Origin of the sequence: Psychrobacter sp. ANT_H56B, assembly GCF_008369245.1 — a bacterium.
Taxonomy (GTDB): Bacteria; Pseudomonadota; Gammaproteobacteria; order Pseudomonadales; family Moraxellaceae; genus Psychrobacter; species Psychrobacter cryohalolentis.
The window spans coordinates 64,747-78,321 of the sequence record NZ_VOBF01000010.1 but is presented as its reverse complement, the minus strand read 5'-3'; the positions used below and the strand labels follow the sequence as shown (position 1 = coordinate 78,321).

Sequence of the window (13,575 nt, the reverse complement as noted above, 5' to 3'; positions counted from 1 at the left end):
ATTTTATTGAGGACAACGAGGTATAGATAGGCAGTAAATCGTGTAATTAGTATTTGAGTTTCGTAAGTTTGGGTGTTAAGCTAGCGAAATAGTGTCAACTGCACCCCGATTAATACCGTTTGTCGGCTTTATTGGAATCTATTGACACATGATAACGATTAATTATATTGCTAATAATTAGGTAAGTTGGTCTTGCAAGATGTCGCCTAATTGTTATCGCCGTCTAACTGTCTTTAGCAAGACAATGTTTAGCGGGACAATTTTTTTTGCTTATTAACTGCCTAATTTTGGAGCTGCTATGAAATTATTAAAAGCTGCGTTGTTTACTGCCATTCTTTCTTGTGCAGGTTTTGCCAACGCTGAGTTAATATCAAACGTACCACTTGATACGTCACGTTTTGAGCTAATGCCTATTAGCGAGCTATCTAATCGCGCGGCTCAAGGTAACGATCATGCTCAATTTTATCTGGCCAAGCGTTTGCAAAAAGGCGAAGGCATTGCTCAAAATACTAAACAAGCGGTTCAATGGTATACCAAAGCGGCTCAGCAAGGCGTTGCCCCTGCTCAGCTTAACTTAGCCATCATGTACTTGCGCGGTGAAGGTGTACAACCAAACCTACAACAAGCGCGTGGTTGGCTAGAAAAAGCCGCTATGCGTGGTGATAATCGTGCTAGCTATACGCTTGCCTTGCTAGATGAAAAGCAAAAAAATCTAGTCGATGCCTATAAATGGTATGATTTGGCTGCCCGTGATGGCATGCTCGATGAAAAAGTCCGTAATAAAGCCCGTGGCAAAATTGGTCAATTGGCATTAAACTTATCCAGTGCTGATATCGCTAGTGCTCGCAGCAAAGCAGATACTTGGTTTCAGAGTAAATAAGCTTTAATTTACTTTATACAATGAATATGCAAAAAGCTCAGTATTTTACTGGGCTTTTTTATTGACTATTTTTATCATCGCCTATATCTGGCTTAAGAAGGATAAAACACCCAAAATATTCCTAAAATTTGTTACACTACGCCCGCATTAGCCAATTCCACAATCGTGCTAGTGTTATGAATCTTACCAACTCATTTTAACCGTTAATGATAAAAAGCACATTAAACCCAATGCACTAGGTTTGCGACCTAGCCAGCAGGAGAAAAATATGAGTACCTCACAGACTGATAACATAAAAGCATCAACCCATGCGACCGAATACGACAGCGTCACCAATAATATCGTCGTTGCCGCTCTTTATAAGTTTACGCGCTTTGCTGACTTTGAAAAGTACCGCGACCCAATTTTAAATACTATGCTCGACAATGACGTCAAGGGCACCTTGCTAATTGCCAGCGAAGGTATTAACGGGACCATTTCTGGCACACGCCAAGGTATCGATAATGTCCTAGACTATCTGCGTAGTATCAAAGCGATTGGCAGTTTTACCTTTAAAGAGTCTTATACCAATGCTCAGCCTTTTTATCGAACTAAGGTCAAGCTTAAAAAAGAAATCGTCACCATGGGCGTAGAGAATATCGACCCATTGCAATCGGTCGGGCGCTATGTTAAGCCAAGCGACTGGAATGCGCTTATCTCAGATCCTGATGTCATCCTGATTGATACGCGTAATGATTATGAAGTAAAAATTGGTACGTTCCAAAATGCGGTCAACCCTAATACTGAAACGTTTCGTGAATTCCCAGAATACGTGGCAAAAGAGCTAGACCCAAGCAAGCATAAAAAAGTCGCCATGTTCTGTACGGGCGGTATCCGCTGCGAAAAATCAACGGCATTTATGCGCGAGCAAGGTTTTGAAGAGGTTTATCATTTAGAGGGCGGCATTTTAAAGTATCTAGAAGAAGTACCTGCCAGCGATTCTATGTGGGAAGGTGACTGCTTCGTCTTTGATAACCGTGTCTCAGTCAATCACAACTTAGAAAAAGGTAGTTATGAGCAGTGTTTTGCCTGTCGTATGCCGATTACGCAAGATGAGATGCAAAGCTCTGCCTACATAAAGGGTGAGTCATGTCCGCATTGCATCGACAAAGCGACTGAGGAGCAAAAAGCACGCTTTCGTGAGCGCGAGCATCAAATGCAATTGGCACAAAAACGTGGTGAAGCCCATATCGGTAGTGACGTCATTGATGTCATTGAGAAGCGCAAAGCAGCTAAGATCGAAGCTCGCCATCAAGCAGACGCAGCCAATAAAACTAAAGCTGGCTAAATTGACGCCTTAGGGACATGGAAAATGCGATAAAAAGAGATGCCCCGTTAATCACTTAACGGGGCATCTCTTTTTTGCGCATTTAATTATCTTTAGGTCTTAACATCACAACTTTAGCTACCGCGATAGGTACTATAGCCGTATGCTGACAAAGTGATTGGCACATGATAATGATTGTCGCCTTCGATATTGAAGTTCACTTCAACATACGGATAGAAAGATTTCAAACCTTGATTCTGAAAATATGGCGTGGTCTCAAAAATCAGCTTATAAGTACCATCATGTTGTACGCCAGCGTCATTTGGCAGAAAAGTCCCAATACGACCATTGGCATCGGTCTTTTGCGTATTCACCAATTTCCAACTGCCAGTCTTCTCTTGCATCATCAATCTTACATTCACGTCTGGCGCAGGCTTACCAGTACTAATATCTAAAATATGGCTAGATAACTGATACTTGTTTTGATCGCCTGCTGCATAACTCGCTGTCGCCGTCATAGCCAATACGCTACCTAGCGTAGCTGCTTTGAGTAAGTTGTTTTTCATGAATCATCCTATCCAGTCAATTGTATGTGTCAAATGAATTACATTCTCCAGCAAGCTATTTACTATTTTAAGTATGCTTATCTGCAGAACATAACCGTGATTTACCTCGAAGACATAATTAATCATGTTGTTCATTAAAAATATATTTATCATTATAGGCTTAATGTACTGGTGTAGTTTAGATTATCAATAAGACCCCATAATTAAGATAATGTTAACTTATATAAAAATAAGTATAATGAATGTAAAACTTACATTAGCTATAGTTTGTTTTACTCATATATAAAAAGCATCAATACCGTGATTGAACGATGCAATTGCTTGATTTAAGTCAAAAAAATAGCAGACAATTTATTAAATTGCCTGCTATTGATATAACAACGATAAATTCTAATTAAATACAGATATGCTTAAAACAAAATACGCACACGAATTGTCTCTTGAACGTCTTTTAGCTGATCTAAAGCAGCGGTTGAGTCGTTATAATCGACATCCATAACGAGATAGCCAACATCGCCTTCCGTCATCAAGCTCTGCGCCAAGATATTGATATTTGCTTCAGCAAACAGACGGTTAATCTGCGACAGGACGCCTGGTACGTTTTTGTGGATATGCAGCAGGCGATGCGTGCCTTCTTTAAACGGAATCGATACTTCTGGGAAGTTGACCGCCGTTGCTGTATCGCCTTGGTCAGAATATCGCACAAACTTATCTGCAACTTCCAGTCCAATATTTGCCTGTGCTTCTTGCGTTGAGCCACCGATATGCGGGGTTAAGATGACATTATCGAACTTACGCAGTGGTGATTCAAACTCTTCATCAGCAGATTTTGGCTCTTTTGGGAACACATCAATTGCAGCGCCCAAGATTTTGCCAGATTCAAGCACGGCAGCAAGGTCATCAATCTCGACACAAGTACCACGCGCAGCATTGATAAAGTAGCTGCCGTCTTTCATATGCGCAAACTGCGCCGCGCCCATCATGTAGCGTGTGCTTGGTAGATCAGGTACATGCAAAGTCACGATATCAGCAGTAGATAACAGCTCTTCTAAGCTAGCTACTTGTACTGCATTACCTAGTGGCAGTTTGGTCAAGACATCATGATAGATAACTTTCATACCAAAGCTTTCAGCCAATACAGACAGCTGCGAGCCAATAGATCCGTAACCGACGATACCGATGGTTTTGCCACGTACTTCATGTGAGTTAGTCGCAGACTTACCCCAACCACCGCGATGTACAGTGGCACTCTTTTCAGGGATACCGCGATAGAGCATGATGGCTTCAGCAAGTACCAACTCAGCGACCGAACGGGTGTTCGAGAATGGCGCATTGAATACCGGAATCCCGAATTCACGAGCAGCATCTAAATCTACTTGATTGGTACCAATACAAAAGCAACCAATGCCGATAAGCTTATGTGCATGCTGAAGTACTTCACGCGTCAGCTGCGTACGCGAGCGAATACCGATAAAATGAGCATCTTTAATCTTTTCAATCAGCTCATCTTGATCCAATGCATGACTGATATTTTCGATGTTTTGATAACCAGCATCTTTTAATACTTTTAAAGCATTGTCGTGCAGACCTTCAAGCAATAAAAACCGGATTTTGTCTTTTTGGAGTGATAACGCCATGTGAGAACTGTCCTATAATTGTCTTATAAAAATCATCTGAGGGATAAGCTTGGATGAATGAAACGAAAAGAGTCTGGATATCTTACACAAAATTGGGCGACGATGTTAGCAGATTAGATGAATTATTGGTTATCAATCCTGAAAACTTTTTATGCTATAGTGAATCCTGCTATCCAAATGAGCAAGCACCCCTTCTTTATGCTATGTACGCATATACAGAGGCAAACTAATAACACTCTACGATTGCGACGACTATTAAATTGCAATAATATACATCGTTAATATTCCCTTAATAACATACACCATTAAACACATTTAGTTATAGCCATTTGGTTATATGATAATTCCCATAATAATCCCCTCTATGCATAGCACTCACGTTGATACCGAGATTTGACCATGACTTCTTTATCTAGCCAAACCCTATCTGAAACCCATGCAGCTGCTGTTCAAACCATCCTCAGCGCTCTGCTTGATACCCACCAGTTTGATGCCAGCCAAATCAAAACTGATAGCGAAAGCTTAGAGCATTGGGGTAAAGACTGGACCAAGCACTTTGCACCCGCACCTGCGGCTATCGTCTTTCCGAAGACTACTGAGCAAGTACAAGCAATTGTATTACTTGCTAATGAGCATGATGTGGTATTGACCCCAAGTGGCGGTCGTACGGGATTATCCGCAGGTGCGGTTGCCGCCAATGGTGAGATTGTGGTCAGTATGGATAAGATGAACCATATCGGACAATTCTATCCCGCCGATCGTATGGTTGAGATTGAAGCCGGTGTGGTCACTCAGCAATTACAACAGTTTGCCGAATCAAAAGACCTCTACTACCCTGTCGACTTTGCCTCAGCAGGCTCCAGTCAAATCGGTGGCAATATTGGCACCAATGCTGGCGGCATCAAAGTTATCCGCTATGGCATGACCCGTCAATGGATTATGGGGCTGACCGTGGTGACCGGTAAAGGTGATATCTTGCAGCTTAATCGCGGTATGGTTAAAAACGCCACGGGTTATGATTTGCGTCAATTGTTTATCGGTAGCGAAGGCACGCTCGGCTTTGTCACTCATGCACAAATCAAACTTGAGCGTCAGCCGCAAGACTTAAACGTCATGGTCTTAGGCATGGACAGCTTTAATGATGTCATGAACGTGCTGTCTGCTTTTCAAGCAAAGATCGATTTAACGGCGTTTGAGTTCTTTGATGATGTGGCGATTGATAAACTAATGGCACACGGTCAAGTACAAGAGCCATTTGAATCACGTACCAAGTTTTATACGCTGCTAGAGTTTGAAGCACCGTACGAGCCGATCATGGATAAAGCCATGGCGATATTTGAAGATTGCATGGAGCAAGGTTGGGTCGTCGATGGGGTAATGAGTCAAAGCCTTGCGCAAGCTGAAGAGCTATGGAAGCTGCGCGAATACATCTCTGAGACCATCTCAGTATTTACCCCTTATAAGAACGATGTCTCGGTACTAATAAGCTATGTCCCTGAGTTTATCGCTGAGATTGATCATATCGTCAGTAGCAACTACCCTGACTTTGAAGTCTGTTGGTTCGGTCATATCGGTGATGGGAATTTGCATTTAAATATCCTAAAGCCTGAGAACATGAGTAAAGACGATTTCTTCAGCGAGTGTCAAGTCGTCAACAAACACGTGTTTGAAACAGTGCAAAGATATGGCGGTTCAGTCTCTGCTGAGCATGGCGTTGGTATGACTAAAAAGCCGTATCTACATTATAGCCGCAGTGAGACTGAGATTGATTATCTGCGAGAAGTCAAAAAAGTCTTTGATCCGAATAATATTATGAACCGTGGTAAGATTTTCGATATGTAAGGCGTTTTCACTCCTGATATATCTTTAATTATTAAAGATAAATAGAAAGACGCGCAATCGATAAGATTAGCGTCTTTTTTTATGCTCAAATAACACTAGTACGATATATTTAAGTGACTCACCTATATCTTTCTAAAGTAGCATAAACTATACATACAGCAGCGCTAAACCTGCGACGAGCAGCACACTCAAAAAACCCTGAATAACTAAAAAAGCCTGATGCGGCGCAGCGACATGGCGCACCATATTACCTAGCGCATTGTAAGTGATGCCCGCTGCATTGATATGAGGCGGCGTATCAAAATTTTTGATCACTTGTAAGAATAATTCGGTATGATCGGGTCTCCAATCGTGGGGCGAAAATGGCAAAAACGGTGATAGCTGTGCCGCTTGTTTTTTGGTTGCAGGTGACCATAACCAACGTTCCAAAAACAGTAAGCGCATACGCCAATCAGAAAAACTGCGCTGCTTGATGACTTGCACTAATAGCACTTGAATGTTTTTATGACGTGTATCGACATATATACGCTTAATTAGCGTCAGTACTCTGGCCTTTTCACCCTCAATGCACTGCAAAAAATGCCCATTGCCATAGCATAACGTGCCTGTAATACCCTGCTGCTGATTATAATTACGCGCATGACTTTCTACTTCTTCGAATATCGTCGTGCTAAAACGCGAACTAAGCGTCATGCTACTGACGTACACCAATTGCACCAGTGCAGTATCTTCAATGTCATCTAATGTTCTAAAAGCAGCAGTATGAATTTCAGGCGTCATTAAAAATTCCTAACGGGTTAATATTAAATATGAGCAAGGAAAAACAACCAAATAAAATTAAGTATAAATTTATCAAATGATGTCTCGACGAGGCAGAAAGACTCACAAAAACCTAGCAAATCTTTACGACGTTTGACTGTCATTAGCTGACGAGCTTGATATCATACCAGTCGACATTTACTTCAATAAAACTATAATCAGCAGTCAATGTACGTCAAAAGGCAGCCAAAGCACCCTTGAAGTGCGATAGAGCCACTTGCAAACTTATAAAAATGCCTCATTAAAATAGATCATATGAGAAACGATCCTTATAACTTATTGTAAATACACAGATAAATGATTGTAACGATTCTCACAGCCTATTGGTATATTTTTCTCAACATTGTTATGCCGAAACCTTGTCCTTAAGTTGAGACTTAAGTTTGCCGTTATTTATCCCACTTATATAAAAATTAATCACAAGATGTGTCTTACCTTCATTTATCAATATCACTTATTAACACCCGCATACAGAAACAACAGACAGGAATTTTATGAGTAAGATAGAAAAACCAGAAGACTTTCATTTAACGATTGCTGAGATTAAGAAAAAAGACTACCCGCAACTTAAAGCGTTAATGGATCGAGTCTATGTCAATTTAGGCGGCGCATGGTCAAAGAATACAATTCATACTTTGATTGACGCTTTCCCAGAAGGGCAGATTGCTTTATTTGATCATGACGAGCTGATTGGTATCGTATTATCTATGCGCGTTGATTATGCAAAGTTCTCTAATCCACATACCTATGATGACTTGATTGGTCATAAAGAGATTATCAGAGACAATCCTGAAGGCGATGCTATCTATGGTTTAGACGCTCTCATTGACCCTGAATATCGTGGTTATCGCTTGGGTCGCAGGCTGTATGATGCCCGTAAAGAGCTTTGTCGTCAGTTGAACTTCCGAGCTATTTTAGCTGGTGGTCGTATTCCAAACTACCATAACCATCAAGATTTAACGCCCGGTGACTATATCGATGCGGTTGCCTCACGCGAAATTCATGATTCTGCGCTTTCCTTCCAATTATCGAATGGTTTTATCGTCAAGCGTATTTTGACCGCTTATTTGCCAGATGACAAACAGTCTAAAGGCTTTGCGACCTTACTTGAGTGGGCAAATATTTATTATGAGCCAAAAGACTATAAGCCCAATACGCGCAAATCTGAAGTGCGTATCGGCGGTATCCAGTGGCAGATGCGTGAAGTTGAGTCGCCAGAAGAGCTGTTGCAGCAAGTTGAATTCTTTGTCGACGTTATGGCTGATTACAACTCAGACTTTGCCTGCTTGCCAGAATTTTTTAACGCGCCATTGATGGGTTTGTGTGAGTCGACCGATCAAAACATTGCGATTCGCTTTTTGGCAGGTTATACCGAGTGGTTTAAAAACGAAATATCGCATTTAGCGGTCAGCTATAACGTTAACGTTATTATGGGCTCCATGCCATTACTAGATGAAGACGACACGCTGTACAATGTCAGTTATCTATGTCGCCGCGACGGTACGGTAGAAGAGCAACGCAAAATCCATATTACCCCTCATGAGCGTAGCGCTTGGGTCATCGAAGGCGGTGATGAGGTCAAAGTATTTGATACGGATGCTGGTCGTATTGGTATCTTGGTCTGTTATGATGTTGAATTCCCTGAGCTTGCCCGCTTGTTGGCGCTCGACGATATGGATATTTTATTCGTGCCTTTTTGGACAGATACCAAAAACGGCTACTTACGTGTGCGCCACTGTGCTCAAGCGCGAGCCATTGAAAACGAATGTTATGTGATGATTTGTGGCTCAGTGGGTAACTTACCGCAAGTTGAGAGCTTAGACATTCAGTACGCGCAGTCGTCTATTTTTTCACCGTCAGATTTTGCATTCCCGCATGACGCGATTATGGCAGAAACGACGGCCAACACTGAGATGGTTTTCTTTTCAGATGTGAATTTAGACAAGCTCACTCACGTCCGTAACGAAGGTTCGGTCCACAATTTGCTTGATCGCCGTGATGACTTATTTAGCTTAAAATGGAAGCGAAAATCCAAAATTCCAGCGAGCAAGTTGAGTGATGAAGAGCGCCGTGAAAACTCAGGTAGTGTGCTCACTGGCGATCCACTACAAGACCGCGCCCAAAAACCTTAATCATCTCGACTAAAATCCTTAATGTATTGAATAATACGGCTGACCATTCAGCCGTATATTTTTATCTATTAAAAACGGCTTATAAAAGCCACCGAGCAAAAAAGCAGCCACTATGACGACTGATATCGACAAGACGATTGAGAAACCTAAAAAGACACCCAAGCAAAAAGCACTGTCACTTATTAAAACTGTGCTGCTCTACGGCTTGGTATTTGCCATTATTTATACTGCTGTTAACTGGTGGCGACAGCCGGTCATGCCAGCCAATCCACAGTTGCAATTGATGGATTATCAAGGGCAGAGTATTGATTTGGCAGCAATGAGTGCGGATAAACCCACGCTGGTCTATTTTTGGGGTACGTGGTGTCCGATATGTAGCGTGACCTCACCGAATATTAATGCGTTGGCTGCAGAAAATAACTATCCAGTCGTTACGGTCGCTATCAAGTCCGGCTCTGACCAAGAGTTACACAGCTACCTTAAGCAAAACAATTATAGTTTTAATACTGTAAACGATAAAGAAGGCGCTATCTTTGATGATTGGCAAGGCCAAGTCACGCCCTCTTATGTCATATTAAAAAATGGCGAGATGAGCCAAGGGCTTACAGGTATTCAACCATTATGGTCATTAAAACTAAGACTGTGGCTGTCGTCAGTTTTTTAGGGCTGAAATTAACTGTAGTCTTAGTCTAGCACCTCACGTAAAAACCCTATAACAGAGCTCACTGCTATAGGGTTTTTGTCTAAAAATTTGAACAAATTAGGACATAAAACGCTGTGCAGCCGGCATCTTTAACATCAAGATCCAATAGATAGCGCCTGCTGGAATTAAGCTTGCATACCAAGAGATACTTGAGAATAGTAGAGCGACTACAATCCCCACTACCATAGCGATAACAGCTGCCATGTTGACACCCTTATAGGGACCGTTCTCATCATATAGCTTGTCAAGATCCAGCTTTTGCTTACGTAAGAAATAGTAGTCAACGACTAAGATGGCAAATATAGGACCTAAAAATGCTGAGTAAGTTTGAATAAATAAGTTTAATCCTGCAGCAGATTCATCTTTTACCAACTCCCAAGGGAATGTTCCAAAGGCAAGCAACCCAACAATAACTGCAGCGGTTTTATACTTAATTTTGAAGATATCCATTAATGCATAAGCAGGCGGTACGACGTTGTTTAAGATATTGGTAGTGACCTGCGCAAAAGCAATGAAAAGCATCGTAATGATTAATAAAGGCTTATTATCAACGGCGCTAGAAAACACCTTGATAGGATCAACTTCACCAGTCGCACTGGTCACCATTACACCAATCAGACCCATAAACAATGTTGCAGGTAGGATAGAGTTGGCATAGATGGCTACTTGACGAAAAAGACCAACATCTTCTTTTAGTTCACGCGAATAGTCGGAAACGTTAAGCATCATCGTACTGTAAACGCCTAAAAACAGCATAGTTGCACCCCAAAATGGCGCTCCCCAAGTCCCTTCTGTATTGATAAGATTGGTTGAGATCACATCACCATATTTATTAATCACACTAATAAACATGTAAATCAGTGAACCAATAATAAAAATTGAGCCAATGTTTTCAAGCCATTTGATACCATGAAAACCCAAAACGGACAGACCAATTTGTAAAAACTGAAAACCAACAAAGAAGACGACTATATTGCTGTAGCCAAACAAAGCATCAGACACCAAATTTAATGCACCGGCACCAATCCAGCTCTGAAAGCCAAACCAGATAATCGCAGGTACAGAGCGCACCAGTGCTGGTATGCGACTACCAGTGAAACCAAAAGATGAACGACTTTGCACCATAAATGGGATACCATATTTATGACCTGCGCGACCGTTAATCATGAGCGCTGCACCAATAACCGTACAACCAATGGCGATTGCTAGCACTACTTGTAATAAGTTAAGAGTACCAACCAAACCTGACCCAACGGTGAAGGTACCAATAGAGACACACCCACCTAACCAAGTAAATAAATAAGACCAAGAGCCCATAATTCGTGTGGTTTGCGGCGCTAGGCTCTCTTCACCAACCCCTTTATGCTCTATTGTTTTTACGCCTGCCGTAGCAACGGCTCCTTGAATATTGTCCATCACCTTCTCCTTCCTTGAGAATTTTGAATACTTATTGGTTAATAGCTGTTTCGTCCATTTCTATTTAATGTTGGATAGGTGCTGCATAGGCGCCAATTTTACTGGTTTTTAGACCACAGCCAACCAGTGCCTCAATCATACGAGTAGCCACAGTCACACCATCAATCACAGGCACACCCGTTTCCGCAGTCAGCCATTCTGTTAGGTCTGCCATCCCAGCACAGCCCAAAACCACCGCTTCGCAGTTGTCTTCACGCACTGCACGTAAAATTTCATCACGAATTTTTTCACGGGCACCAGAGCCAGCTTCCTCAAGAGCAAGCACGGGTATGGCAGCAGAGCGTACTTTTCTACAGCGATGAGATAAACCATAACCATGAATCAAATCTTCAATCACGGGTACGGAACGTGGCAAGGTGGTGACCACACTAAAAGAGGTTGAAATCATACTAGCGGCTTTGACCGCCGCTTCACAAATTCCAATAACCGGACCTGAAAACACTTCGCGGCAAGCACCAATACCTGGGTCATCAAAGCAGGCAACGACCACACCATCAATTCCTTCTTGTTCCGCTTGTTGTAAGCGTTTAATCAAACCAGGGACAGAGAGCGCTTCATCATGATGTCCTTGAATAGATGCAGGCGAATCCGTTCCAGAAGCGCCAATAATGGTCGTACCTGCACTGGCTTTTTGACGCGCGCTTTCAACGATTTTATCGGTCATAGAAGTGGTCGAGTTTGGGTTCATCACTAGAATTTTCATAGAGCCTCGCTATTCATAGGTTATCGTCATTATTCACAGATCAGCAGCATGTTATATTTGTTAACAATCATTGTTAACTATTATTGTTAACAAAACAATCTATTTTTTTAATATTTGTTGTAGCGATAACAGTCGCACACTATAATTGCGTCTATGAAAATAGAGAAAACCAAACAAACAGTTCCTGTGCTCGATGAAATACCCGAGCAAACTATTATTAACTCCATCACCGCTGCGGTGTCAGAGCAACGCTTGCCCGCTGGAACAAAGCTTGGCGAGCAGATGCTGAGTGACTTGTTTAACTGCAATAGAGCCAATGTGAGGCGAGCACTCTCTACCCTTGCAACGATGCATGTGGTGCAATTACAGCCCAACCGCGGCGCTTTTGTTTCAACTCCGTCACCGAAAGAAGCAGGTGATGTGTTTGAAGCACGGCGCACGATTGAGCGTACACTCGCCCGTAAAGTAATCAAAAATGCTAGGCTGCAAGACATTGCTGACATGCGTGCTACGATAGCTGCCGAAGCTGACGCGCGGGCGCAAGGTGATAAGCCCGCTGAGCTACGCCTATCTCGCACTTTCCATATGCAGTTGGCGATGATTTCAGGCAATACAGTTTTAGAGCGGTTTTTGAGTGAACTTACATTACGTACCACGCTAATCATTGGGCTATATAACAAAGTTGGCTCATCTAACTGCGCTGAAGACGAACATCTTGGCATGGTAAATGCCATTGAAAACAGGGATGAAGAAGGTCTGTTATTGCTGATTAATCAACACTTGAATCACTTAGAATCTAGCCTGGATTTTAAATGCGCAGCAAAACCTTTCTTTAGCTTAGCCGAGCAGCTGACTATCGTGCCTGCTTGAGTATTGGTAATAGAAATGCACTTGTAGCACCCTTTAAAGCCGTTTACATTAAAAAACCTGCCAATCATTTGACTGGCAGGTTTTTTATTTAAAATAATCAGCTGCGATAAAAACTAGCCAATTAAAGCATCCATTTTTCTATACTGATAATCTAGCACTTCTGCTACGGCTTTATACGTCATATGAGCTTGCGTGGTATTCACACCTTAATAAACCCATATTAGTAAGTGTATGTTTCATTTCTTGAAATCGAATTGAATCGAATATGATATGTGATGCAGATTGAAATCAATGAATAAAAACAGTTAAATCAACAACGACTATCAACTACTGAAAGTAGGGATTATCTGACGATAGTGATATGATGCTGTCTTGCACATAAAGACAGCATGGACATTGATTGCTCAATTTATTATCGCCTTTATTATCCTAGCAGATATAAAATAATAACCAATCGCTCGTTAAATGAATGTTGTGACGGTTTTGACGGACATAGAAACGATACTCGGCAGCTCTTCTTACCCCACTCTTTTTGTCATATAATAGCGAGTGTTATCTACTTTCAATCAAATTATTACTTTAACTTTTGTAGCCAGCTTTACACGCACTTTTTAATTCAATTTACATTTTCATCACCATTC

General features: G+C 41.8%; 11 protein-coding genes. 6 read left to right on the top strand and 5 right to left on the bottom strand.

From position 1 onward, the window contains the following. Positions 1-298 precede the first annotated feature (298 nt). Complete coding sequence (locus FQ082_RS11460) at positions 299-880, top strand: tetratricopeptide repeat protein (RefSeq protein WP_149493185.1); 582 nt, start codon at positions 299-301, stop codon at positions 878-880. Between the two features lie 268 nt (positions 881-1,148). Then, positions 1,149-2,207, top strand: a complete 1,059-nt coding sequence (locus FQ082_RS11455; protein ID WP_149493184.1) for a rhodanese-related sulfurtransferase — start codon at positions 1,149-1,151, stop codon at positions 2,205-2,207. A 113-nt stretch (positions 2,208-2,320) separates the two neighbouring features. Here the strand turns inward: FQ082_RS11455 and uraH are convergent, their stop codons facing one another. Together uraH and serA are read right to left on the bottom strand one after the other, a co-directional pair. After that, positions 2,321-2,752, bottom strand: coding sequence for a hydroxyisourate hydrolase (gene uraH, locus FQ082_RS11450; protein WP_223145361.1), 432 nt, complete (start codon positions 2,750-2,752; stop codon positions 2,321-2,323). A 410-nt stretch (positions 2,753-3,162) separates the two neighbouring features. Then, positions 3,163-4,389 carry a phosphoglycerate dehydrogenase gene (gene serA, locus FQ082_RS11445; protein ID WP_011512778.1) on the bottom strand — a complete coding sequence of 409 codons (1,227 nt, stop codon included), beginning with the start codon at positions 4,387-4,389 and terminating at the stop codon, positions 3,163-3,165. 399 nt (positions 4,390-4,788) lie between these two features. Here serA and FQ082_RS11440 point away from each other — a divergent pair, with 399 nt between their 5' ends. Continuing rightward, positions 4,789-6,231: an FAD-binding oxidoreductase gene (locus FQ082_RS11440; RefSeq protein ID WP_149493183.1), complete on the top strand. Its 1,443-nt coding sequence runs from the start codon at positions 4,789-4,791 to the stop codon at positions 6,229-6,231. Between the two features lie 147 nt (positions 6,232-6,378). Here the strand turns inward: FQ082_RS11440 and FQ082_RS11435 are convergent, their stop codons facing one another. Further along, on the bottom strand, positions 6,379-7,011 hold the full coding sequence (locus FQ082_RS11435; protein ID WP_149493182.1) for a BLUF domain-containing protein: 633 nt from the start codon (positions 7,009-7,011) through the stop codon (positions 6,379-6,381). A gap of 533 nt (positions 7,012-7,544) precedes the next feature. Here FQ082_RS11435 and FQ082_RS11430 point away from each other — a divergent pair. Both FQ082_RS11430 and FQ082_RS11425 read left to right on the top strand, forming a co-directional pair. Continuing rightward, complete coding sequence (locus tag FQ082_RS11430) at positions 7,545-9,182, top strand: carbon-nitrogen hydrolase family protein (RefSeq protein WP_149493181.1); 1,638 nt, start codon at positions 7,545-7,547, stop codon at positions 9,180-9,182. Between the two features lie 112 nt (positions 9,183-9,294). Beyond that, positions 9,295-9,846: a protein disulfide oxidoreductase gene (locus tag FQ082_RS11425; protein ID WP_149493180.1), complete on the top strand. Its 552-nt coding sequence runs from the start codon at positions 9,295-9,297 to the stop codon at positions 9,844-9,846. Between the two features lie 96 nt (positions 9,847-9,942). Here the strand turns inward: FQ082_RS11425 and FQ082_RS11420 are convergent, their stop codons facing one another. Together FQ082_RS11420 and FQ082_RS11415 are read right to left on the bottom strand one after the other, a co-directional pair. Then, positions 9,943-11,301 (bottom strand): NCS1 family transporter, encoded by a 1,359-nt coding sequence (locus FQ082_RS11420; RefSeq protein WP_149493179.1) that lies wholly within the window; start codon positions 11,299-11,301, stop codon positions 9,943-9,945. A 64-nt stretch (positions 11,302-11,365) separates the two neighbouring features. Continuing rightward, on the bottom strand, positions 11,366-12,064 hold the full coding sequence (locus FQ082_RS11415) for an aspartate/glutamate racemase family protein (RefSeq protein ID WP_149493178.1): 699 nt from the start codon (positions 12,062-12,064) through the stop codon (positions 11,366-11,368). 153 nt (positions 12,065-12,217) lie between these two features. On the opposite strand from FQ082_RS11415, the gene FQ082_RS11410 reads away from it, so the two are divergent. Then, complete coding sequence (locus FQ082_RS11410; protein WP_149493177.1) at positions 12,218-12,934, top strand: GntR family transcriptional regulator; 717 nt, start codon at positions 12,218-12,220, stop codon at positions 12,932-12,934. Positions 12,935-13,575: the final 641 nt, after the last annotated feature.